At 44.7% G+C, this 25,131-nt stretch carries 21 protein-coding genes; 7 read left to right on the forward strand and 14 right to left on the reverse strand.

Going from position 1 to position 25,131, the window contains the following annotated elements:
• Window positions 1-7: 7 nt before the first annotated feature.
• From AACM02_RS01480 to AACM02_RS01535, 12 genes are all read right to left on the reverse strand, one after another.
• Window positions 8-1,333: a nucleotide sugar dehydrogenase gene (locus AACM02_RS01480; RefSeq protein ID WP_339115859.1), complete on the reverse strand. Its 1,326-nt coding sequence runs from the start codon at window positions 1,331-1,333 to the stop codon at window positions 8-10.
• Between the two features lie 89 nt (window positions 1,334-1,422).
• Complete coding sequence (locus AACM02_RS01485) at window positions 1,423-2,400, reverse strand: SDR family oxidoreductase (protein ID WP_339115860.1); 978 nt, start codon at window positions 2,398-2,400, stop codon at window positions 1,423-1,425.
• 40 nt (window positions 2,401-2,440) lie between these two features.
• Window positions 2,441-3,187: a CpsB/CapC family capsule biosynthesis tyrosine phosphatase gene (locus AACM02_RS01490; protein WP_339115861.1), complete on the reverse strand. Its 747-nt coding sequence runs from the start codon at window positions 3,185-3,187 to the stop codon at window positions 2,441-2,443.
• A gap of 8 nt (window positions 3,188-3,195) precedes the next feature.
• A complete protein-coding gene (locus AACM02_RS01495; RefSeq protein ID WP_339115862.1) occupies window positions 3,196-5,568 on the reverse strand; it encodes a polysaccharide biosynthesis tyrosine autokinase in 2,373 nt (790 codons plus the stop codon).
• A gap of 31 nt (window positions 5,569-5,599) precedes the next feature.
• Window positions 5,600-6,385 (reverse strand): polysaccharide biosynthesis/export family protein, encoded by a 786-nt coding sequence (locus AACM02_RS01500; RefSeq protein ID WP_339117411.1) that lies wholly within the window; start codon window positions 6,383-6,385, stop codon window positions 5,600-5,602.
• A gap of 76 nt (window positions 6,386-6,461) precedes the next feature.
• The gene (locus AACM02_RS01505; protein ID WP_339115863.1) at window positions 6,462-7,553 is read right to left on the reverse strand and encodes an MraY family glycosyltransferase; all 1,092 of its coding nucleotides are present in this window, start codon (window positions 7,551-7,553) and stop codon (window positions 6,462-6,464) included.
• Window positions 7,554-7,695: 142 nt separating this feature from the next.
• Window positions 7,696-8,220, reverse strand: a complete 525-nt coding sequence (locus AACM02_RS01510; RefSeq protein WP_339115864.1) for a UpxY family transcription antiterminator — start codon at window positions 8,218-8,220, stop codon at window positions 7,696-7,698.
• A 479-nt stretch (window positions 8,221-8,699) separates the two neighbouring features.
• A complete protein-coding gene (locus AACM02_RS01515; protein WP_339115865.1) occupies window positions 8,700-9,911 on the reverse strand; it encodes a site-specific integrase in 1,212 nt (403 codons plus the stop codon).
• A gap of 395 nt (window positions 9,912-10,306) precedes the next feature.
• The gene (locus AACM02_RS01520) at window positions 10,307-11,359 is read right to left on the reverse strand and encodes a DHH family phosphoesterase (protein ID WP_339115866.1); all 1,053 of its coding nucleotides are present in this window, start codon (window positions 11,357-11,359) and stop codon (window positions 10,307-10,309) included.
• A gap of 24 nt (window positions 11,360-11,383) precedes the next feature.
• Window positions 11,384-13,345 carry a ComEC/Rec2 family competence protein gene (locus AACM02_RS01525; protein WP_339115867.1) on the reverse strand — a complete coding sequence of 654 codons (1,962 nt, stop codon included), beginning with the start codon at window positions 13,343-13,345 and terminating at the stop codon, window positions 11,384-11,386.
• Window positions 13,346-13,381: 36 nt separating this feature from the next.
• Window positions 13,382-14,032 carry a ribulose-phosphate 3-epimerase gene (gene rpe, locus AACM02_RS01530; protein WP_332455838.1) on the reverse strand — a complete coding sequence of 217 codons (651 nt, stop codon included), beginning with the start codon at window positions 14,030-14,032 and terminating at the stop codon, window positions 13,382-13,384.
• Window positions 14,033-14,070: 38 nt separating this feature from the next.
• Window positions 14,071-14,229, reverse strand: coding sequence for a hypothetical protein (locus AACM02_RS01535; RefSeq protein ID WP_332455837.1), 159 nt, complete (start codon window positions 14,227-14,229; stop codon window positions 14,071-14,073).
• Between the two features lie 131 nt (window positions 14,230-14,360).
• Here AACM02_RS01535 and AACM02_RS01540 point away from each other — a divergent pair, with 131 nt between their 5' ends.
• From AACM02_RS01540 to AACM02_RS01570, 7 genes are all read left to right on the forward strand, one after another.
• Complete coding sequence (locus tag AACM02_RS01540; protein ID WP_339115868.1) at window positions 14,361-15,476, forward strand: TlpA disulfide reductase family protein; 1,116 nt, start codon at window positions 14,361-14,363, stop codon at window positions 15,474-15,476.
• A 137-nt stretch (window positions 15,477-15,613) separates the two neighbouring features.
• A complete protein-coding gene (locus tag AACM02_RS01545; RefSeq protein WP_339115869.1) occupies window positions 15,614-16,708 on the forward strand; it encodes an N-acetylmuramoyl-L-alanine amidase in 1,095 nt (364 codons plus the stop codon).
• 9 nt (window positions 16,709-16,717) lie between these two features.
• The gene (locus tag AACM02_RS01550) at window positions 16,718-17,620 is read left to right on the forward strand and encodes an MlaD family protein (protein WP_332455834.1); all 903 of its coding nucleotides are present in this window, start codon (window positions 16,718-16,720) and stop codon (window positions 17,618-17,620) included.
• A gap of 383 nt (window positions 17,621-18,003) precedes the next feature.
• On the forward strand, window positions 18,004-19,404 hold the full coding sequence (gene dnaA, locus AACM02_RS01555) for a chromosomal replication initiator protein DnaA (protein ID WP_339115870.1): 1,401 nt from the start codon (window positions 18,004-18,006) through the stop codon (window positions 19,402-19,404).
• 29 nt (window positions 19,405-19,433) lie between these two features.
• Window positions 19,434-20,297: an endonuclease gene (locus tag AACM02_RS01560; RefSeq protein WP_339115871.1), complete on the forward strand. Its 864-nt coding sequence runs from the start codon at window positions 19,434-19,436 to the stop codon at window positions 20,295-20,297.
• A 9-nt stretch (window positions 20,298-20,306) separates the two neighbouring features.
• Window positions 20,307-21,560, forward strand: coding sequence for a metallophosphoesterase (locus AACM02_RS01565; RefSeq protein WP_339115872.1), 1,254 nt, complete (start codon window positions 20,307-20,309; stop codon window positions 21,558-21,560).
• Window positions 21,557-22,171, forward strand: coding sequence for a ribonuclease HII (locus AACM02_RS01570; protein ID WP_339115873.1), 615 nt, complete (start codon window positions 21,557-21,559; stop codon window positions 22,169-22,171). The genes AACM02_RS01565 and AACM02_RS01570 overlap by 4 nt, the downstream gene beginning before the upstream one ends.
• Before the next feature lie 12 nt (window positions 22,172-22,183).
• Here AACM02_RS01570 and AACM02_RS01575 read toward each other — a convergent pair whose 3' ends face one another.
• On the reverse strand, window positions 22,184-22,840 hold the full coding sequence (locus AACM02_RS01575) for a carbonic anhydrase (protein WP_214063399.1): 657 nt from the start codon (window positions 22,838-22,840) through the stop codon (window positions 22,184-22,186).
• 82 nt (window positions 22,841-22,922) lie between these two features.
• Window positions 22,923-25,052, reverse strand: coding sequence for a Tex family protein (locus tag AACM02_RS01580; protein WP_332455829.1), 2,130 nt, complete (start codon window positions 25,050-25,052; stop codon window positions 22,923-22,925).
• Window positions 25,053-25,131: the final 79 nt, after the last annotated feature.

Consider the following 25,131-nt stretch of genomic DNA (forward strand, 5'->3'; position numbering starts at 1 on the left):
ATTTGCATTACAACCTTCCGTTCACAACTCCCTCCAGTATTCCTTTCACATCATATGTCACACCGTCCGGTTTCAGGAATTGCACCCACTCTATATCCAAAAACTCTTTGTGCCCCACAGCCAAGACAATAGCGTCGTATTGGAAATAAGGGATTGGGGGATGGAAGTTGGAGCATAGGGATGGATAACTGATGATGCCATATTCTCGCTCTACTTCTCCCGGATCTGCCCAGGGATCATGAACAATAACGTTCGCCCCATATCCCTGCAAGGCATGTATGACATTTACTACCTTGGTATTCCGTACATCCGGGCAGTTTTCCTTGAAGGTAATACCCAATACCAGGATATCGGCCCCTTTAATGCAAATTCCCTTTTTTATCATGCACTTTACCACTTGCGAAGCTACGTACTCCCCCATCGTATCGTTCATCCGGCGACCGGCCAGAATGATCTCGGGATGATACCCGTACTCCTGTGCCTTTTGTGCCAGGTAATAGGGATCCACACCAATACAATGTCCACCCACCAATCCGGGTTTAAACGGGAGGAAGTTCCACTTGGTACCGGCAGCTTCCAATACATCGTGCGTATCGATACCCATCCGGTTGAAGATCTTTGCCAACTCATTGACAAAGGCGATATTGATATCACGCTGCGAGTTCTCGATCACCTTGGCAGCTTCGGCTACCTTGATCGTGGGAGCCAAATGGGTTCCGGCAGCAATTACGGATCTGTACAGATCATCGACCTTCTTCCCGGTTTCGGGCGTGGAGCCGGAAGTCACCTTTTTGATTTTTTCGACCGTGTGCTCCTTGTCACCGGGATTGATACGTTCCGGAGAGTAACCGGCAAAGAAATCTTTGTTGAATTGTAACCCGGATATCCGTTCCACTACAGGAATACAGTCTTCTTCCGTAGCACCGGGATAAACGGTGGATTCATATATAACGATATCACCTTTCCCGATGACCCTTCCCACCGTTTCACTCGCTTTCACCAATGGGGTAAGATCGGGGCGATTGTTCTTATCTACCGGCGTAGGCACGGTAACGATGTATATATTGGCGTCTTTAATATCGCTGGGATCGGCAGAGCAATAGAGACCGACGGATGGTGTCCGGTGGTTGGCAAAGGGGTTCTCTTTTACCAAAACAGATTGAAGCACGTCATCTTCCACTTCCAATGTATGGTCGCGCCCTTCTCTCAGTCCATCCACGCGTTTTTTGTGAATATCAAATCCCACAACGGGATACTTAGTGGCAAACAATCTGGCCAAAGGCAATCCTACATACCCGAGGCCGATCACGGCGATTTTTGTTTCCTGATCCATTAATATGTGAAATTTTATAAGTTTTCAATTCCATTAGGCGTTTTCTCGCCGTGGCATAACTCAAGCAAGCTTGGTTCTGCTCATTTGGCTTATCGAAAACGTTCCCGATACCATTTTACGGCTTCTTTTAGCCCGTCGCGCACGTTGTATAGCGGACTATAGCCTAACAGCCGTTTTGCTTTATCGATATTCGCCAAAGAGTGAGGGATATCTCCAGGCCGGTTGGGACCGTAAATAGGTTCAATATGCCGGATTATAGGATCGGACTCACCGAGATATTCTTTCAGGTAAGCCACTAATTGATTAAGTGTGGTTTGCTCACCACAGGCTGTATTATATACCTGATTCAGGGTATCGGGATTTTCCGTCTCCAAGGCAAGGAGATTCATCCATATCACATTATCGATATAGGTGAAATCACGGCTATATTCGCCGTCACCATTGATAACAGGGGATTCATTATTTATCAGTTTTTTCACGAACAGGGGAATCACTGCCGCATATGCGCTGTCGGGATCCTGCCGGCGGCCGAACACATTGAAGTAGCGCAGGCCGATGCATTCTAACCCATAGGTGCGCGCAAACACACCGGCATAGAGTTCATTCACATATTTTGTTACGGCATAGGGAGACAACGGCCTGCCGATTACCTCCTCCACTTTAGGCAATGATTCCGAATCTCCGTAAGTGGATGAACTTGCTGCATAAATAAAGCGTTTCACCTTGGCATCGCGGGCGGCTACCAACATGTTCAGAAAACCCGACACATTGACTTCATTGGTTGTGACCGGGTCTTTGACAGAACGGGGTACAGAGCCCAAAGCCGCCTGATGGAACACATATTCCGTTCCTTCTGTCGCCTTGCGGCAGGTTTCGAAATCGCGTATATCGCCTTCTATCAATGAAAAATAAGGATGTGACAGATAAGATTGGATATTCTCCTGTTTTCCCGTAGAAAAGTTATCAAGGCATACCACCCTGTTTCCTGATGCCAGCAGTTCCTCTACCAGATTGGAACCGATAAAACCGGCTCCCCCGGTTACTAAAATGGTCTTATCTCTTACCATGTTTGTTTATTTAATACAATCTCTACAAGTCACCAATATTTTATATATCAGCAGGTCTTTGAATGCCGAATTGGTTGTATTGTTGGAGTACGGCCAATACCCTCAGGCGCTGGATACGCTTTATACTGATCTTTGTATTTTTCACATGCCGGAAATGGCTCAACGAGTGCATATCAGTGCCGATAAAGTCATATAGGTTCTTTTGAAGGAGTTTCCCGGCCGTGATCCGGATGGTCTTTCCGTAAAGGCCTGTTATGGAAGGAAGATTTAACTGAAATTGCACCCCGGCAGTTTTTAACCGGTAAAGATCGTCCATCGTCATGTAGCTGTATCGTTCGGGATGCGCCAGTACAGGAAAATATCCACACGACAGAATGGATTCAAAAACACCCTCCATATCTATCGGAGGATTAAAACAGGAGGTTTCTACCAACAGCAGGTTTCCCTCCAGCGGGAGCAGGTCGTTCCCGGCCAACCTTTCCCAGAAAAGGTTATCCAGCATATACTCCGCGGCCAGGTGAAGTTCTATCGCGCCCCTGTAGGCAGCTTTCAACTCCCGGAACCGGGCCTGCAGATACAGAGTGGTATTGGGCATATCTTCCATGATATGGGGCGTAAGCCACACACGTTTCACGCCATGCCGCTCTAAGCCGGACAGCGCTTCCAATGCCTCTCCCATACTGGAAATACCATCATCCACGCCGGGAAGCAAATGGGCATGATAGTCGGTAAGTCCGTACAGAATATGGCTATCGGCCAATAAAGAACGTTTTGAAAAGGGCCACATAAATTTCACTAATCTTCATCGATATAATCGTTCCCATAGGCATACCCGTAACGATAGCCGTACCGGTAATGACCGTACCGGGTATTCGCCGGCATGGTTCCGTTCAGTATCAACGACATATTTTTTAATTTCCGAGACGTATAAAAGTGCTCTATCTCGGGCAGCAGGTTGCGGTCGAGCAATCCCGCCCGGACAATAAAGAGGGTCATATCCACCAGTTTATTGATGATGGATGTATCGGCTACGATTTCTACCGGCGGACAATCGATAAAAATATAGTCGTACTCCGTACGTAATTCCGCCAGCATCTGTTCCAACCGCTTGTCGAACAACAACTCGGCGGGATTGGGAGGGATAGTGCCCACCGGAAGCAGATCCGGTTCGCCACTGTTTTTTCCTTTTACAATGGCAGGCTTCCACTCTTCGGTCTGATGCCCCAGATAGTCGGCAATACCGGGCTTGGGAGACTCGATGTACTTACTGAGCAACGCCCTGCGCATATCAAGATCGATGGCCAGTACCTTTTTCCCCTTTATGGCAAAGCCGGCGGCAAGATTCATGGTAACAAACGTTTTCCCGCTGTAAGGATTTATGGAAGTAAGCATGACCACATTGGACTGGCTTTCCTTTTTTACCATAAATTCAAGGTTGGTACGTACTACCCGGAAAGCTTCATTGATGACATTCCGGTTCTTTTCCCTGACCACAATGACCGGTGTGTCCTCTTTTTTCTGCGGGAACTTACTTTTTCGCTTGCGATACAACGGTATTTCCCCTATAAACGGGATGGTCATTCCTTCCAGGTCTTTACGCCCCCGCACCGTGGTATCCGTCCTCTCTTTCACCACAAAAAAGACGAGCGGAAGCAATGTGCCGGCGAGCAACGCGATCAACAGGAGAAAAGCCCTCCGGGGTTCCGTCGGGCTGAGCGATCCGTGCGGTGGGGTAACGATACGGGTATTATACGCCGTAAAAGCCTGTGAAAGTTCGTTCTCTTCCCGCTTCTGCAGCAGGTATAGATATAACGCTTCCTTTACTTTCTGCTGGCGTTCCACCGAAAGTAGGTATCTCGCCTGATTAGGATTGGAGGCGATCTGCCCCATAACACGCGCTTCCTGCCTCTTTACATTGTCGATCTGCGTGTTTAACGACGCGATCAGGTTGTCGACGGAACGGATAATCACCTGGCTCATCTCAGCTAGCGACTGGTTCATATCGATAACTAACGGATTTCTCTCGCTGCTATTGGATAGCAGGCTGTTGCGCTGTAACAACAAGGCGTTGTATTCGCTGATCTGCCTTTCGAGGTTTGCATTGTCGAGGCCCGTATTGACGGGCAGCAATTGGTCACCGGATCTATCGGTCAGATTACCGCGGATATATTCCACGATGGAAAGCCGGTTATTCAACTCCAGCAATTCTCTCCTGCTCTCCGCATATTGGGTCAGATACATACCGGAAACCGCATCTACATCCGGAAGTATATGTTCGCTTTTATAACTCGAAATATCCTCATCTACATTGCCCAGTTCGCTCTCGATCACATTGAGCCTTTCACTGATAAACCGGGAAGTGCTGATGGCGATCTGGTTTTTGTCTTTCATCCAATTTTCATTATACACGGCGATCAGTGTATTGAGAACATCGACAGCCCGCTGGGGGGATTGATCCTTGATGCTCAGGTTGACCACAGTAGCGTCTTTACTTCCCAGTACAGCTTGCAATGCCGATGAATAGCCGTTAACCACACTTTGACGATTGCTTTTAACAAATCGGACATGTGGATTACCCCCTTCCTCATTGTAATAGGGTGTAGGGATGATCATCACCACTCCAAAAGGAGTAGCAATAGTATCGGACAAAGCGCCTTCTATTTCACCGGAAAGAGCTTCCCCGGAATGGATAAAATCAAATAATCTGACTTGCCCGTGAGGCTGTAATTCTATATCAAACTGCAGGGCTTGCCCGTCGGGATTTTTAAGCGTCACCAGCACCGGCGCGCTTTTATACAGATCGATTTTTCTCAAACCACGTCGGGAAATATACCTTTTATCCAGATCGAGCCGGGTTACCACCTCTTCCATCAATGAAGGCGATTTCAATGTGATCAACTCATTATTGACGTTGGTGTTGGATCTGAAAATACCCAGATCATCGAACTCCGCCATGCTTCCGGCGGATGCCCCGCTCTTGGAGTTATCTTTGATCAGGATGGAAGCGGTGCGGGTGTATATGGGCGGAGTTATTAATAAATAAAGGATCACCAGTGCTATAGTGATAAATAAACTCAGGACAAACCAGTACCATTTGGAAATCAATATATGGAGCAGATCCTGGATCCTGATAAAATCGTCCGTTGTTTTTTGTTTTTCGAAATCCATACAATTAAACTAAAAGTGAAGTGTAGAATAATTACTTTAACCTTACGAATAACATGGTGATGGTGGCGGCGAGGGACGCCAGCGATAGCCAGAATGAGGTGGAACGCACATTGTTGCCGTTGACGGTGGAGTGGCGCGCCCGAACAGTATTCGGTTCCACATACACCACGTCGTTTTGTTGCAGATAAAATGCCGGTGAAGCATAAAGCTCCCTGGCGGAAGTAAGATCCACCCGGTACGGAACCTGTACGCTCCCCTCTTCGCGAAGGAGATATACGGCGTTGCGTTTCCCGTAGATAGTGAGATCGCCCGCCATACCGATCGCTTCCAGCAGCGTTATCCTGTCGTGGTCGATATAGAACCTTCCCGGGTTATTCACCTCACCCAACACTGAAAAGCTAAGGTTCATAAACTCGACGGTGACTACCGGATCCTTTACCAGATCTTCGGTGATAAGTGTATGCTTTATATGGACAGCAATCTCCGAGCGGGTAAGCCCCGCTACACGCACTTTGCCCACTACCGGAAAATCGATCTCACCATACGTATCAACCGTATAACCGGATACTTGCTGGGCATTGCGGTTCAGCGACTGGTCGGAAGCTACACCTATACGGTGCGAAACAATAGGGAGGTTGAACAGATTCGACAACTGTGCGTCCTTACTGTTCACCACAATGGATATCTTGTCGTTGGGACGCACCTTTATTTCCGGAGGAGCAGCCATTTGTTCCGCAACCCCGGGTTCCAGGTCCTGAAAATAGCCGATATTCTTTACGGACGTGCACGACCAGAAGAATGATGCAATTGCTACCATCAGTGCGAAAATGTTGTGAGCTTTTGTTTGTTTCATTTTTATAAGATTGAAAAAGATTGAATGAGATTGAAAAAGATCACACCCATTCATCCACTGATTTTGAAATTCCGGCCCGATACGCCTGTTTCATTGTTTTTTTACTTTTGGCAGGAATCGATTGAACCGCGTGTTTTATTCTTATTCTCAAAAAGATATCCATACTGGTCCATAATAGGATAATCAATCCCAATAGCAGGTTAATATCGACATATGGAGCCAGCAGCATACTCCCCGTTCCGAAAAAAGCAGCGATCGTCAGGATCATCAACATAATACCCCTATGGGAAAACCCCAACTGCAGAAACTGATGATGTAAATGCCTTTTGTCGGGCTTGAAAGGACTTTTGCCGGTACAGATCCTCAATAAGATCACCCTCAGCGCGTCGAACATCGGGACGAGCAATATGGAGAAGGCCAATACAATCGATTGCGACGACTGAAAAAGGCTCCCCGGGTTATAATGACATACCTTAACGGCAAAAACTGAGTGAAGCATACCGATCGTAAGCGATCCTGAATCTCCCATGAATATTTTAGTTCCCCTGTTCGCCTTTCCGAATACATTATAATAGAAAAATGGGATTAGCACCCCAAAAGAACTGAATGCCAATAAACTATAAATATACGACTGCATATACAGGAAGATAAGTCCATAATATAGAAAGGCAAACATGCCTATTCCTGCTGCCAGACCGTCAACACCGTCGATAAAGTTGATGGAATTAATAATGAAAACGATGACAAAGATGGTAAGGGGAATACCGATAACAGCATTTATTTCATTTAATCCGAAAAGACCGTAAAAGTTATTGATCCATACTCCGGAGGAGGTAAATAATATCCCTGTCATAATCTGGATCATCAGTTTTATCCGGTAGCGGATATTCATCAGGTCGTCCCCCACTCCCGTAAAATAGATAAGCAGCATGGCAGACAAAGCCAGCATCAGTTCGATGTATAACGTTATGTTAACCGAAACAACCAAGGATGTTTGCAGTAGGAGGTTGATACTGAGAATCACAAGAAAGGGAAATAACAGGGCGGGGAAAAAAGCGACCCCTCCTAACCTCGGAACAACTCCAGAATGTATTTTCCTCTCGTCGTGTGAATCGAACAATGCCTTTTTCATACAGATTTGCAGAATCTTGGGAAGGAGTATCCATGAAAAAAATGCACTGACAACGGATACAGAGAAAAAATTAACAAATAATTCCATCTTTTAGGTATTATATGCTTTATAGGCGACATTAAAACAGCGTATCGATGCTCTATTATTCCAAATATTCCAGCAAAGAAGGATGTATATAATGCGTGGCCACCATTACCAGTCCTTCTATTTGCACAACTACACGTTTATCGTTCCTGACTCTTACCAACACTCCCTCAACTCCTTTGAATATACCGTCCCTTATGCGCACCCTGCTGCCTGTCTTTGTCCTTAATTCGCAGGGAGCTAAAAAAACGACCTGTTGATCGTAATTGCCGGCAACGGCAATAAAATCGAGCATTTGCTTTTCAGGAACAATCACCGGATCGCCGGTACCTCTATTCATAATGTAACGTATCGGATATTTCCTTTTTAATTCGTTGATGCAAGACATGCTGGTTTTCACAAAGATCAAATTTCGTATCACAGGCTGCAACTTTTTGATTATAACACCGTCACGTTCACACATTCTATATTCCAACGGTATAAAGTTAATGATGTTGTTAGCATCACAATGCTTTTTGACCATCATCTCCCTGCTATAGGTAACCCGTAATGCATACCAATATGAAGTATCACTGGCTTTCATGTTTTCATTTCGTATAAAGACATTTTCCGGGGACACCAATATTTATAAAACACTGATTTATAGATTATTTATATCCACTCAAAAGATAAAGTACTATTTCTGCTCCAGAAACAGGACTTTATCTCCCACAAAGATATGAAAGAAATCTGAACTTACGTTACAAAATATTACATTTTTTATGTAAAGAAAAGTTGGTTTTGAGCGCTTACATCTGATAACCAGTAGTTTATATTTATAAAAGAGTGTCGATAAATAATGTTAATTCAAGGGCTGAGCGTTAATGATCTTTTACAAATGGTTTTTTTATACTTCGTAATATTTTTTTAGAGAAAAGAATTATTCTAAAAATAATGGGTTTTGTTATATAAAACGAAACGATAGTTCTTATTTAGTTTATTGTTAATCAGAATATCAAGTTTGTTTATCCTTTCTTTCCTGTTTCTGGAGCAGAATAAGGTTTTTTAGCCGCCTAAAGCAGCTTAATCGAACACCGACAATATTTTATAATTTGCTTTGTCTATGATCGAATTATCTAAGGATGAGAGATAAATCCGTGTTACATTTTCGGACGAATGTCCCATACCCGCGCTGATAACCGATAGGGGGATATTGGTGTCTCGCGCTGTTGTTGCCCAGGTATGGCGCGGCGTATATGACGAAAGCGGAATGTTGTATCCCAACATTTCCGACAACCGTTTAAGCTGCTTGTTGTAATAACTCAAAGCATTCTGGTACTCACGGTACGCCTGTTTTTCGTCGACGCTCGTAATAATGGGCAAAACATAGGGCGTATGGGCTGTTTTTTCTTCGTAGCGTTCTAAAATCTCCTGTGAACAGGGTTCCATTTTAACACATAGACGTACCCCGGTTTTTCTGCGGATATAAGTCACATCCCCGCGCCGTATGTCGCATTTTTGTAAATAAGCCATGTCCACAAATGCCATTCCTCGCAAATAGAGGCTGAAAAGAAAGAGATCGCGGGCATAAGCTAAAGTCGGTTTTTCTGTCAGGTCCAGAGTTTTTAACTGCCTGATGACATGTTTGTCCACCGCACGTTTACGGGAAGTGTCTATACCTGTATATACTTTTCGGAAAGGATTTTCTGTAGAGGCCAATTCGTCAGACACCGCCGAATTATAAACCGCACGCAGAATACGCATATAAAATGAGCTGCTGTTTCGTTTTATTTTGCGCTGCCGCAACCATTTTTCATATTCACCGATGAGCATTTCGGTGCATGCAGGAAACGGTAGATACTGCTGGCCCAAGAACGTCGCAAAACTGCGATATGCCCGCCAGTAATTGAGTTTCGTTCCATGAGCGTTTTTCTCTTCCAGCTTACGTATACGTTTTTCCATGTATGAGAAGAAATCTGCTTCTACAGGCGTAAGCATCCGGAACGATAAAGCGATATCGGCAGCATCATAAGGAGTGCCCATTGCCATTTTCCGGGAAATGATGTCATGGAGAACAGCCAGATCGGCATTTATTGTCCGTTGCGCCGCTAACAGGAAAGAAGTTCTCTCTCCGTTGGCACGAACACGTGCGTTGTGTGCATCCCACTCATGAGGATACAGCTTTACGGAAGAAGTCAACTGAACATGTTTCCTACAATGAATCACCTGATAATAAATCGATCCTGCTTTATCCGATACGGTTGATGTTCTTAATTTTACGCGAATTGTTGTCATAGCATAATTTTTTTAAATTAAAAGAAATAGTGTGAATAAATTAAAAAGACTCATCCTATATTATAATGAAAAGGTAAAGCATTTTCAAATTGGAACGGATTAATCTAGCTTATATACGCTGAAGCTGTAATGATAGATAAAGCCAGCATTAATTAACCCACTCATGTAGAAATTGAATCTTACGTATTCAAGATGACTTGTAAAAATATGTATGTTGCAGTAGCCAGGCTCTAGATTGATATAAGGAAAGACCTGTGGGGTGAAAGTAGGAAATCATACAAAAAAAGGGAACAAAAAATTATGAAACCACAATTAAGCGGAAAACGGACAGACAACAACATCCGTTGAGTTTAAAGTGAATTGATATGCTCTTTAAAAAAAACGAGAGATACAACTTATTTCGGCGTATTTCTCAATTTTTCAGCATACAATCCTATACCGTCTTCAAACCGGGAAATAGCCTCGCTCAGTGTACCATAAAGCTCTCCACCAGAGGCATTTAAATGTCCTCCGCCGTGAAAAAATTGAGCCGCAAATTCGTTGGTGGGAAACGTGCTTTGAGAGCGGAACGAGAGCTTCACCATCTCCTCGTCTTCGCGAATAAATGCGGAAAAAATAATATCCTTAATGCTGAGCGGATAGTTCACGAATCCTTCGGTATCTCCTTTGTTGTAGCTGAATTGTTTCTGGTCTTCAAGCGAGAGCCATATGAGCGCAGTGTGAAGTTCGGGATAAACTTTCATTCGCTGCGACAAGGTGAAGCCCAGCAACCGGAACCGGTCTTCCGTAAGGTTGTTATAAACCAGTGAATAAATCCGGTCCTTATCAATTCCCTTCCTAAGCAACAAACTGATTATCAGGTAAACTTCCGGATTATTGGAGTTAAACGTAAAACCACCGGTATCGGTCATCATTCCACAATAAATGCACTCTGCAACCGTTTTGTCGATTTCTTCGTACCGGTCTGCCTGGTACAGCAAACGGAAAATCAGCTCACTAGTCGATGAAATTCCAGGATAAGAGATAACCACATCGTAATTATCCCCGGGAAAAAGATGATGATCAACAAGCACTTTACGGGCACTGGATTTTTCCAAAAGAGATGCCATATTCCCTACTCGTTTGGGTATGTTGTAATCGAGACTGAAAATCAGATCAGCGTGATCGAAAATAACCTGTGCTGCTTTCGGATTATATTCGTAAACAAGAATTTCACCGGATCCGGTCATCCATTTCAAAAAATAAGGAAACGAATTGGGAACCATCAGCTTGACATCTTTCTTTTTCAACTTCAGAAAATGATACAGCCCTAGGGAGGCCCCCAATGCATCGCCATCGGGAGAGAGGTGTGTGGTAATCAATATCTGGCTGCTGTTTTCGATCAGCTCTTGCACCTGTTGTACGGATGACTTGTCAATAATCTCCGATAAGGGTTCGAAATAGTTCATTTTTTATAGAAAAGATCAAAATTACTACAAATTTATGAGATATGCCCCATCTTCTCCCACATCGTGACAGGAAATCCCCAGCTTTTCACACTCCCTCATTAACCGTATTCTGCCGTACAGAGGAATTGAACTGTCTAGCACGATTTGTCCGGTACGGAAAATATTCGTCAGTTGCATCATTGAGAAGGCCGGGTCATGCGACAGGATCAACACATCGATTTCCAACGGCCGGGATGTTTCCACATGCGAATAACTACTCCCTGACAAACGCAGTATCGACTTTGATGGATGCGGAATAAAACCGTTTTCTTTTACGTCGAAGTAAACCCGTTTTTCATCCACGTAAAGACCGATATCGCTAAAGCCGGGTTTATTAAATACGGCTAATTGAACAGGCTTCCGGGATAGTTCAGCGTACGTGAATGTCAAGATAAAGAACAGGGAGCAAGTTAAACCAGCAATCAGGCTAGCAACTCTCTTATGTGTGAAAAATTTAAAAACAGTAACAACGATAAAGAGCAACATCATCATCTGTAGTGTAGAAATAGGCTTATCTGACAATTGTGCGTATGGAAGGGTTTCGATAAAGCAGACGACCTTCAATACAACGAAGATTAACCCTTTCAAAATCCATCCAAAAACCGGATAAAGCCAGTCGACAATTACAAACTGGAAGGGTTTCAATCCTGTAAGGAGAATCACAGGAATACAAGCATAGATAATCACACCTATTAACGGCACTATCAACATATTGGCGATAAAGAAAAAGGTTGGGAAAGTACCGAAATAATGCAAAGCAATGGGGAAAATACCTGCTTGAGCGGATATGGAAACAGAAAATAAACCCCAGCTTTTTTTTATTATCTTGTTCTTAGGCTGATACAGGCTATCCAGTACCGGACTAAAGGATAAGATAGCCAGAACAGCTATGAAGCTCATTTGAAACCCAACGTTGAAAAGGCTCATCGGATTGAAAGCAAGAATAAAAAAAGCGGCTGCAGCCAACGCGTTTAGCGTAAAACCTCTTCTTCCCCCCATCCATCCCACAGAAGCAATCGTGAGCATCAAAGTTGCCCGGAGAACCGATGGGGAAAGCCCTGTAAGAAAAGCGTAAAGCCACAAAGCGGCAATAGTCATAATTTGTTTTATCACGAACCTCCCGCCCGTTTTTCCTAAAAAAGAAAAAAGGAATGCGAAGATACCGTAAATAACCCCCACATGCAACCCACTAACGGCCAAGACATGAGCTGTTCCTGACGCACGAAAAGCCTCCAGCAGTTCGTTTGTCAAATCGTGCTTGTAACCCAGCGTAAGAGCGGAAATAAATGAATAAGCGTCGTTATCCAACTCAAACATACGGTAAAACTCCAACGCCTTTTTTCGAACTTTCTGTGCCGAAACGTACAGCGATGTATGCTCTTTTCCAGTGGAATACCAATTTGATGAAGACAAATAGGTGGTGCCTGAAAAACCGTTGTTTCGCATAAATCGGACGTAGTCGAAATCATCTGGATTTCCGAAGTTCTTAAAAGTCCGGATCTGGGCAACGAAAACTATTTCATCCCCGGGGGTAATGTTCCTCACCCTATCCTCCTTTTGCAGGTAAGCCACGATTTTATGGCTTACCGGATAGCTGATTTTCACATTACAGGCAAATGACCGCGGTTTTTCCCGCGGAACATCAACAACTGTACCTATACAGACCGTCGGTTTGTCTGCAAAACGCCATTGGGATTCCTCTATTTTCTGCTGGAACAAAAGAGAAAACAAGCCAAAAACAAAAATAAACAAACCTGCTCCAAAAAGCCAGCGACAGGTGAACTGTTTTCTCTCCGAAATAAAAAAAGAGACTGCCATTATTCCCACTCCTGCCATGCAGATTACCCAGGAATAAGTCAGTTCAATCAGAAAAGCCGATATGGATATAGAGGCTACTGCCGGAAGCAACAACCTGATAAAGGGTATTTTAGCCACAAGATCGCTCATAACTGTCACGCTTATGAGGGAGTGTTTTTCAGAGAATTACAACGATTTCAGTTGATGAATAGTATGTATGGGATCTTGAGAAGAGAAAACAAAATTTCCGGCAACCAACACATCAGCTCCAGCCTCTACCAGCCTTTTTCCGGTTTCAAGATTCACTCCTCCGTCAACCTCGATAAGTGCCCGGGCATTTTTCCGAAGAATCAATTCTTTCAACACCTTAACTTTCTCCAGCGAATGTTCGATGAATTTTTGACCGCCAAAACCAGGATTAACCGACATGAGTAAAACCATATCTAAATCTCGGATAATGTCTTCGAGCAACAAAACCGGAGTGTGCGGATTAAGAGTAACCCCGGCTTTCATTCCGCGCTTCTTGATCTCGCTAACCACACGATGCAAATGTGTACATGCCTCGTAATGGACATTCATGTATTCCGTACCCGCAGCGGCAATTTCGTCTACGAATTTCTCGGGTTGAACAATCATCAAGTGCACATCCAGAGACTTGCTCGTCCTTTCTTTCAACAGGTCCAGAACCGGGAACCCAAAAGAAATATTGGGAACAAAAACACCGTCCATGATATCAAGGTGTATCCAATCGGCTTCACTCCGATTCAGCATTTCGATATCTTTTTCAAGATTTAGGAAATTCGCCGAGAGCAATGACGGCGCAACCAGATGATTCATATCGTTATCCATTTTGAGTGTCAAAGATAATAAAAAAATCAATTGATGATGAACAAACCTAAATGGGTAGGCAGTTTTTTCTCTATACGCAGCGATCTTGCATATTGAAGAACAATACATATGCTTAAACGGTCCGGAACTTTTGCATCGGATTCGTGGGACAAGGAGAATCGTCGGATAAAATCAGGATTAGCCATTTCTGTCTCTTTTATTTTAAAACGGCTTTATCATTCATTTATTATCAAGGCAACAAAAAAACAGCAAAGAATGGGCTAACTCTCTTTTTTTATGTATATTTGCACCGTTTAAAGAATAAAAGAAAAATCGTATGAAAAAATTTTCACTCCTATTAATCACAGCTTTCGTTTTGATCTCTTGTCAAAACAACAAAACTTATAAAATTAACGGAACCGTTACTGATCCTGCCTATGAAGGCAAAAACGTATATATTCAGGAAATGACAACCAACGAGATGGTGTCGGTTGACACTGCCGTTGTAACAAACGGCTCGTTCAAATTCGAAGGATCTGCCGACTCAACCGTATTACGCTTTATCGCTCTGGACGAAACGGTTAACCCTCAGAAACCATCAAGGGTGCTTGCCATTTTAGAGCCGGGAACCATCCGCGTGCAGTTCGATTCCACCGTTACGGTTTCAGGTTCACAGCTAAACGACGCCTACAATACGTTCAGGACAGAACAGGAAAATATAACGAAAGAAATTCGCGCACTCTCTCAACAATACCAGGAAGCTGCATCGACGGGTGCAATGACAGACTCACTGGATGCCGCACTTACCGCGCAATACGAAAAGTTATCCGGCGATATATCTAGCAAAACAGCTGATTTCATCAAAGCCAACATAGCCAATCCGCTGGGTAAATTCCTCTTTATGACTTCCGCAGAGATGTTTGAACCGGAAACCCAGCGCGAAATCCTTGCGTTAACGGATGAAGCTTATAAATCGCAAGAAAGTATTCAACGCATCGTTAAACGTCTTGAAAATGCCGAAAGAGTAGCTATCGGCCAGAAATTCATCGATTTTACAATGAAAGATCCGGAAGGAAACGACATTTCATTATCGGATTACGCAGGAAAAGGAAAGGTTGTCCTGATCGACTTCTGGGCAGCCTGGTGTGGTCCTTGCCGCGACGAAATGCCCAATGTGGTTGCAGCTTACAACAATTACAAAAACAAAGGTTTTGAAGTTGTGGGAGTTTCTCTCGACCGGGAAAGAGAAAGGTGGCTGAGCGGCATAAAAGAGTTGAACATGACCTGGCCCCAGATGTCTGAACTTAAGTTCTGGGATACCCCGGTGGTAGAGCTGTACGCTTTCCGCGGTATTCCGCACACCGTCCTTTTGGACAAGGAGGGGATCATTATTGCCAAAGACCTGCGTGGAGCAGAACTTCACAATAAACTGAATGAATTGTTGGGAGAATAAAATTCCTTTATTTTACCTATTTAAAGGGCTGCGCCGTTGGTGCGGCTTTTTTTTGTTAAAAATAGTGTAATCACGGCTTACTGCGCTTTAGTACAAAATAATTATCTATTTTTGTATGAAATAAAACTGACAGAAAGATGCTGTTACGACTGAAAAAACTTATTATTTACGGTTTAGGAGTTTTATTTCTGATTCCGGCAGAAAGTGCTTTTGCTCAAAAAAACGGATTCACGGTTGTTATTGACCCCGGCCACGGAGGCCGCGATCCAGGTGCGATCGGATCAAGCTCAAAAGAAAAGGACATCGTTCTTGTTGTCGGGAAAAAGCTAGGCGAACTCATCAAGAATAACCATCCGGACGTAAAAGTTTTATACACAAGAGATACCGATAGGTTCGTAGAATTAAACAAAAGGGCCGAGATAGCCAACAAAGCTAAGGCCGACCTGTATATTTCGCTACACTGTAATGCGCTTGACAGGAGAAAAAGGTCTCCGCAAGGCGTGGAGACATTTGTGTTGGGGCTGCACCGGAGCAAGGACAACCTGGATGTTGCCAAAGCGGAAAACTCGGTAATTCTCTATGAAGATGATTATTCCACCAAGTACCAGGGATTTGACCCTAACGAGCCAGAGTCATACATCATGTTTGAGTTTATGACCGACCAGTACCTTCAGCAAAGCGTTTACTTTGCATCGTTGGTACAAAACAGGCTGGTAAACAACTCGAAAAGGACTAACCGGGATGTCAGGCAGGCCGGTTTTCTGGTGCTCCGGGAAGTGGCTATGCCGAGTATCCTTGTGGAGCTGGGGTACATTTCAAATCCTTCCGACGAAAAGTATATGAAAACCGAAAGCGGACAAAGATCATTGGCAAACTCCGTTTATTTGGCTTTTAAGGAATACAAACACGAATACGACAAAAAAAGTCATGTATTTACCAATCCGGAACAACGAAAGACAATTGCAGCCAACCCTCCCTCTACCGGGATGGATGTAACCGGAACAAGCGAATACAGGATACAGTTCCTTACAGCTCCCCGAAAACTGGCCGATAATTCTTCGCAACTGAAAGGGTTGAATCCGGTAGATTTTTATTTAGACGGCAAAACATATAAATACACGTACGGCCGGTCATCCGATCTTAATGAAGCAAACAAAACACTCAAAACCGTTCAAAGAAAATTCAAAGACGCTTTCATTGTTGAATTCAGGGACGGCAAAAGAGTAAAATAAGAATAATTTATGCAAGCTCAAGGCAAGTTCAGCAGAAATTTCATCATCGGAGTTTCCTTTCTTATAGCCCTGGTTCTCCTTTATTTTGGAGTGAACTTTCTGAAGGGAACAAATATTTTGAAAAAGCAAAACACCTACGTTGTCATGTTCGATGATGTTACCGGACTTTACCCCTCATCACCGGTTTATGTAAACGGATACCAGATCGGACTGGTCAACGCCATCAAAATGCACAGTACAGACCCGATCCAGTTCGCTGTGGACATCAACCTCGAAGGCGATTATCGGATTCCGCAGGGGAGTTATTTCGAATTTGGATCGGATCTACTGGGAGCCTCTACGGTAAGCCTGGTTGCAAATAAAGAGGCTTCAAAGCTTCTTTCTCCCGGAGACACGCTGCACGGCCGGCAGAAACAAGGGATGATGAACAGCGTTGCCAACGTTGCCCCCAAGGCTGACTCCATTCTGACACACATAGACTCTGTAGTCCTGACACTGAACAAACTGATGTCTAATCCAATGTGGGAACAATCGATAGCAGGTATCGGATCTACAGTTGCCCAACTGGATGAATCCAGCAAAAGCGTGAACGCTGTAATGGCATCGATCCGAAAAGATTTACCAACAGTAACCCAAAACCTCACAGCCGTTTCCAACGATTTAAAAGAGGTTACGGCAGAACTTAATTCGCTGGAACTCCAAAAGACGTTCAACTCAATCGACAATACGGTAGAAAACCTGAAGATACTGTCATCAAAACTGACCAGTACCGACAATTCATTGGGGAAATTAACTAACGACACCCAGTTACACGATAGTTTGACAAACACCATACAAACTGCAACAAAACTGCTGGAAGATATTCGTGAAAATCCCGAGCGATATTTGAGCATAAGGGTGCGCCTGTTCTAAGTTTCCTAAATATGGAATAAATTTGCCGATCAAACTTTATATAGAATGATTCTAAATATCAGCCCTGTTTTTCGTAGTATGATAAACCCTTTGGGTAATTGAGTTTAAGACATAAAACACATGCTTATTTTGTACAAACGGGTAAAGACTATACACTTATCACAGAGCTCTATATATCAATTGATTACGACAATGAATTCAGGACCAACCCGCTTATAAACAGCAGCATACGCCTATCCAATTGATAATTAAGCGAGTGTTTTTATTTCAGGAAAAACAAAGGAAACAGGATTTTTTTTTCTCGATTTTTTTTTGAAAATTTGTATTCCCCAAATTAATTAAACACAACCAATAGAAGAGAGGAAAATCGTTAATTTATTCGAATGAACACTGACTACAAAATTTTATGGAAGAACTGTCTTGATGTAATTCGTGATATTATCCCCGAAGCTGCATTCAACACGTGGTTTAGTCCAATTGTCCCGTTGAAATATGAAGACAATGTTCTCACCATTCAAGTACCCAGTCAGTTTTTTTACGAATATCTTGAGGACAAATACATTGATCTTATCCAGCAGACCCTCTACCGCAAAATAGGAGAAGGAACTATTCTCAACTACCGCATCCTGGTGGAGGCGGAAAGCAATACTATGGTGGAGATGCGCGGGGAGCCCAAATTCACTGTTTCAGACAAGAAAAATCAAAATCCGGTTTCTGTAAAGGTACCTAGTCCTTTCGACAGGGTTGAACCGGCTGAGTTCGATTCCCAGATAAATTCCAAATACACGTTTAACAACTTCTTCGAAGGCGAAAGCAACCGCCTGGCGCGCACCGCAGCCGAAGCCGTGGGTTTAAATCCGGCAAAAACCGCTTTTAATCCGCTTTTCGTGTACGGAAAATCGGGAGTTGGAAAAACGCACCTTTGTCACGCTGTTGGATCGAAAGTGCTTGAACTATATCCGGACAAGAAAGTTCTTTATATTACGGCACACCTGTTTAAGGTACAATACACCGATGCCCGGCGTTTCAACACGATAAACGATTTCATCAACTTTTACCAAAGCATTGATGTCCTCATTATTGATGATATTCAGGAATTATCCGGATTGGAAAAAACCCAAAACACTTTTTTTCACATCTTCAACCATTTGCATCAGAACAACAAGCAACTGGTCATGACATCGGATTGTTCGCCCACCGAAATGCAGGGAATGGAAGAACGTTTATTAACTCGTTTCCGTTGGGGGCTTTCCACCAAACTGGAGCGTCCGGACAAAGAACTTCGCAAAAAAATACTGAAGCATAAGATCTTAACCGACGGACTGACTATCTCCGATCAGGTAATCGAATTTATTGCTGAAAACGTGACGGAAAATGTGCGCGACCTGGAAGGCATCATTGTTTCGCTAATGGCTCACTCCATCATCAACAACCGTGAAATTGACATTAGTCTGGCACGCCGCGTTATGGAGCAAAATATCCGTTTCGAGAAGAAAAAGATTACCGTGCAAAAGATCCAGGAAACGGTCAGTGATTTCTACAATGTAAAGAGAGATTTGATTCAATCAGCCTCCCGAAAAAGAGAAATTGTACAGGCACGTCAGGTAACCATGTTTTTCATCAAGAAACACACCGAACTGTCGCTTTCTCAGATCGGAATTCAGGTGGGAAACCGAAATCACGCTACTGTCCTACACGCTTGCAACACCATCAGGGACCTGTCTGAAGTAGACAAAGGCTTTCGCGCCGACATTGAGGAGATAGAGCGTCTGCTGCAATCTTAACATTACGGGTATCTCACCCACAGCATACAATGAGACTTTTTCGTTTTCTTCTGTATCTGTCTCTGTTTGCCCTCTGTCTGGCATGCAAACAAAAGCCGTCGGACTCCGGCACAAACCTGTCTACAAACACTTACCGGGAATATTACAGCACGGCTACGGGGAAAAAAGAGGCGGAACTAAAAACAGCACTTTTCGGTATAATCGGCAATCCAGATATCGTTTCGTACGCTGAGATCTGGTCGGCTTTTGAAAAAACCGACGTTAAGGCCGACGGTTCTGTCTGGGATATGTATTCCGATAATCCCGGCGGGGAAATAATTTACTCCTTCTCGTTTCATCATAAGAAATGTGGCACTTACCGCCGCGAAGGTGATTGCTATAACCGCGAACACACCATTCCTCAAAGCTGGTTTAAGGGAGCATCACCCATGTATTCCGACCTTTTCCACATTTACCCAACCGACGGATACGTGAACAACCGGCGGGGAAATTTGCCACTGGGTGAAGTTGGTATTTTTTCTTGGAAGTCGGCAAACGGTTCGAGAATCGGACAAAATACATCCGGTAATTTCACTCAAACCGTTTTTGAGCCAATAGATGAGTACAAGGGCGATTTTGCCCGAACCTATTTCTATATGGTTACGGCTTATGAGAGCAACGTTGCCAGCTGGGAATCGCCACAGGTTGGAGGAAACACCTATCCGGCCATTAAAAACTGGGCACTTGAAATGTTTCTGCGGTGGCATCGCGAAGATCCGGTCAGCACCAAGGAACGGGACCGCAACCAAGCCGTCTTTGGCATCCAGAAAAACCGAAATCCGTTTATCGACCATCCCGAACTGGCAGAGCATGTATGGGGAAATAAGAAGAATCAACCTTTTAATCTGAAGTAGAACATCGCCATGAAGAAATACAGCTTTTTTTTGCTGCTCTTATTCCTTTTTCCATCGACTAATGTTGTTTCGCAACCGGTGAGAATCGCCATTCTCAGCGACATACATTACTTGAGCCCAGAGATAGCTCAACCGGGAGCAGCTCTGGAAAAGTATGAAACAGCCACGGGTAGAAACATTTCCGATTTACACGCCGTTCTCGACAAGACTCTCGCGGAGATAGAAGCTGCGGGAACAGACATATTGCTCATCACAGGAGACATAACGAACCATGGCGAGAAACAAAGCCATGTCGACTTTACCAAAAAGCTCTATCCTTTACAACAGCGTGGAATGCGAATCCTGGTCATCCCCGGGAACCACGACATCAACATCCCCGACTCCAGGGCATATATCGGTGACACCCTTACTCTAGTACAAAGTATTTCGGCTAAAGAGTTTCCTGAAATTTATGGGCCCTTCGGCTATAACGGCGCGCTAAAACTCGACACTGCCTCATTAAGTTATCTGGCGGAAATTAACGAAAACACGTGGTTGCTTTGTTTCGATACCAATCGATATGCAGAACATAAAACCACGTCAGTTTCGGGTGGGCGGATTCTCCCCTCAACGATGAATTGGGCACTTGATATCCTTCGCCAGGCAAAAGCAAAAAACGTTACTGTCCTGGGTATGATGCATCACGGCATTGTAGAACACATGCCTTATCAGGCCACGTTTTTTCCGGGCCATATACTGGAAAACTGGGAGTCTGCCGCAGGAATCCTTGCCGCTGCCGGCTTGAAAATCGTATTTACCGGACACTTCCACTCCAACGATATTACACAGTTCACGGGTTCTGCAGGAAACATCTTGTACGATGTGGAAACCGGAAGCCTGTCACAGTATCCGTTCCCTTATCGACTGATAACACTCGACTCCACGTCTCTCTCCATCGATACCCGCTTTATCGAATCTGTTCCCGGGACAGCCGGTTTGCAGGATAAATACCGCAAAACAACGGAATCGATCATTCGTCGAGGCGTCCGGGCACGACTTCAACAAACGGGAATACCTTTCGCGGATGATGCCCGGGAAGCGTTGGTCGAACTGCTCACTGGCTTAAATGTATTGCACCTGAAGGGCGATGAAGTTCTTGATGAGGGCATGCTCCGCTCAATCCAACAATTTGCTGAAGTAATGGATGATGAGAATTTCGACATAAATTCTTTTCAGCTCGATTTCCCCCCGGCAGACAACAAACTGAAAATTAATCTTAAATGAAGCAACACAAACCGTTGGAGAGCTGCCTTCACCCCGGTTGCATCGAAGCCGGTTGCGACGAAGCGGGACGCGGATGCCTTGCCGGCCCTGTCTTCGCAGCTGCAGTTGTCCTCAAGCCCGGATTCCGGTGTGAAGAGCTCAACGATTCCAAGCAATTATCGGAAAGGGAACTGAACCGTCTCCGACCTATCATTGAGCAGAGTGCGATGTGCTACGCCGTTGAAATGTGCACCCCGGATGAAATTGACGAGTTAAATATCCTCTGGGCATCGGTTAAAGCCATGCACAAAGCCCTGGGCAGGCTGACCGTGACGCCTGAACATATCCTGATAGACGGGAACCGGTTTCATCCGTTCCAACAGATTCCACACACATGTGTGATAAAGGGTGACGGAAAGTACTTGTCGATTGCGGCAGCATCGGTGCTGGCAAAAACATACCGGGATGAGTATATGCAAAACCTACACAATCAATTTCCCGTTTACGGATGGATGCACAACAAAGGATACCCTACACGTGCGCATCGCGAAGCGATTAAACAGCACGGGATAACGATCCACCACCGGCAGACTTTTCACTTGATTGAAAAACAACTGAAATTCGAGTGGTAAACAAAAGATTCATTACTCAACCCGGATAAATCTCCGTCGTTTCTTGTCGTAATTGTAAATCTCCCCCTTGTCTATGTGGTAGTACCAGCCCATGACGATTAAACGCCCCTCCCTTACCCGTTTTCGGATATAAGGATATTTCATCAGGTGATTGACCTGCTCCACCACATTCATTTTTTCGGTAAATGAACTGCGCTCTTCAAGGCTGATCTTGTTTTTGGCGATTTTTTCCTCCACGATCTTTTTCACCGGCGATGCCAGTTCGAGCCATTTTTTTGTATGTGGAAGGTTTTTGAGCTCTTTATCCTGATATAAGGCCGCACAGCCCCCGCAGTTGGAGTGTCCACACACCACAATATTACTGACATTCATCTGATTAACCGCATATTCTATAACCGCAGAGGTGGCCAGGAAGGTATCGGAATATTTTTTGTAGTAAGGGACTAGATTGGCAATGTTCCTTACAACAAACAATTCGCCGGGAAAGGTCTGGGTTACCAGATGCGGAACAACCCGCGAATCGGAACATCCGATAAACAGCGTATGTGGATTTTGTTGCTGACCCAGTTCTTCAAAAAATCGCTGGTGCGGAATAAATTCATTCGCTTTAAAACCGCGGATCCCTTCAAACAAACGGTTATAATCGATGGGGGTGGACTTTTCCGACATACGTTTCCATTTTTTGGGTGAATTAAAACAGTAAACGCTTAAAAGGCCGTTTCGGTTCTGGGGAACAGATAAAAGTTACGCTTCATGCATCCTTCATGCTCAACTGGATCCGCTTCCGTTCCAAATCTACCGACAACACTTTTACTTTCACGTGCTGGTGCAACGAAACAACATCGGTGGGGTTTGATACGAAGCGGCCGGCCAGTTCCGAGATATGGACCAAGCCGTTCTCCTTGATGCCGAAATCCACGAAACAACCGAAGTTAGTGATATTGGTAATGATTCCATTTACCACCATTCCTTCTTTCACGTCTGCGATGGTACGGATAGAGGGGTCAAACTCCAACACCTGCACTTTCGTGCGTGGATCGCGGCCGGGCTTTTCCAGCTCCTGGAGGATATCGGTCAGCGTTTCGGTACCGATGGTATCTGTTTTGTAGCGGTTGATATCGATAGTACCGACAAGCGCTTTATTACTGATCACCTCCTTGACGGAACATTTAAGGTCCTTGGCCATCCTTTCAACCACCGGATAACTTTCCGGATGGACGGCAGAGTTATCGAGCGGGTTTTCGGCGTCGGGAATCCGAAGGAAACCGGCACATTGCTCGAAAGCTTTTTCACCCAGACGGGGTACTTTCCTTAATCCTGCGCGTGCGCGGAAAGGACCGTTCTCGGCCCGGTAATTCACGATATTCTGTGCCAGGGACTCACCTAGACCCGAAACATACATCAGCAAATGTTTGCTCGCCGTGTTAAGGTTTACCCCCACAAGGTTCACGCAACTTTCCACGGTTTGATCCAGGGAACGTTTCAGTTTTGCCTGGTCCACATCGTGCTGATACTGCCCCACCCCTATGGATTTCGGATCAATTTTCACCAGTTCCGCGAGCGGATCACTTAACCTCCTGCCGATAGAGATTGCCCCGCGCACTGTAACATCATACTCCGGGAACTCTTCACGTGCCGTCTTTGAGGCCGAATATACGGAGGCACCGTTCTCACTCACTACAAAAACCTTCACCTCCCGGTCGTACCTCAGGTTCGCAATGAAGCGCTCGGTCTCCCGGCTTGCCGTACCGTTGCCGATGGCAATCGCATCGATACGGTAAGTGGAAACCAGCTTGGAAACCTTACCCGCCGACTTCGAAAATTCGTTTTGCGGCGGATGCGGATAAATGGTTTCGTTGTGCAGTAAATTGCCTTGCTCGTCCAGACAAACAAGCTTGCATCCCGTCCGGTATCCCGGGTCGACTGCCAGTATCCGCTTCTGCCCCAGTGGAGGTGAAAGCAGAAGCTGACGCAGATTCTCGGCAAAAACAGCTATAGCGGCCTCGTCGGCTTTTTCCTTGGAGAGGTTGGCAAACTCAGTCTCAATGGAAGGTTTGAGCAAGCGTTTATAGGCATCCTCCACCGCTTTTTCAACGTAATCCGCAGCCTCACTATCGTTCTTGGCGTATCGGGGCACTAGCTTATCCAAGCATTTTTCATCGTCGGGAGAGATGGATACCCGAAGAAACCCTTCCGATTCTCCCCGGCGGATGGCAAGAAGACGATGCGAGGGACACCGGGAAAGAAGAGTAGAAAAGTCAAAATAATCCCTGTACTTTTCGCCTTCCTGTTCTTTGCCTTTCACCACTTTGGCGGTTATGACCGCTTCACGGGCAAAAATGTTTCGTATGAGCTGACGGGCTTTTTCATCTTCGTTTACCCATTCGGCAATAATGTCACACGCCCCTTTTAACGCCGAAACGGCATCATCAAGTTCTTCTCCGGCAAACTGCCCGGCTTTCGCTTCAACCGGCCCATACTGTTGCAGCATCAGCCATTTCGCCAAAGGCTCCAATCCCCTTTTCCTGGCCATCTCCGCGCGCGTCTGCCGTTTGGGTTTGTAAGGCAGGTAAATATCCTCCAACGCAACGGCATCCCAGCAATTTTCGATCCTCTCTTGCAGTTCCGGTGTCAGTCTTTCCTGTTCTTCGATGGACGACAGAACGGTTTTCTTCCGTTTTTCGAGCTCAATGAATTTATCATTCAGTGATTTAATTTCTGAAACCTGTACTTCATCCAACGATCCGGTTGCTTCTTTCCGGTATCGGCTGATAAAAGGGATGGTAGCACCGCCTTCCAACAGTTTAATGGTATTTTCCACATTATTGAGGCGGATGTTTAAAGCGTTGGAAATAAGTGAAGGGATGACGGGACTGTTCATTTCGAATTTGTTTTTTAGGATACAAAAATACAAAAATGTTCAGAAGGGTAAAAATATCGCTATCTTTGTAAACAAACTC

The sequence above is a fragment of the Petrimonas sp. genome, from assembly GCF_963921705.1.
Classification (GTDB): domain Bacteria; phylum Bacteroidota; class Bacteroidia; order Bacteroidales; family Dysgonomonadaceae; genus Petrimonas; species Petrimonas sulfuriphila.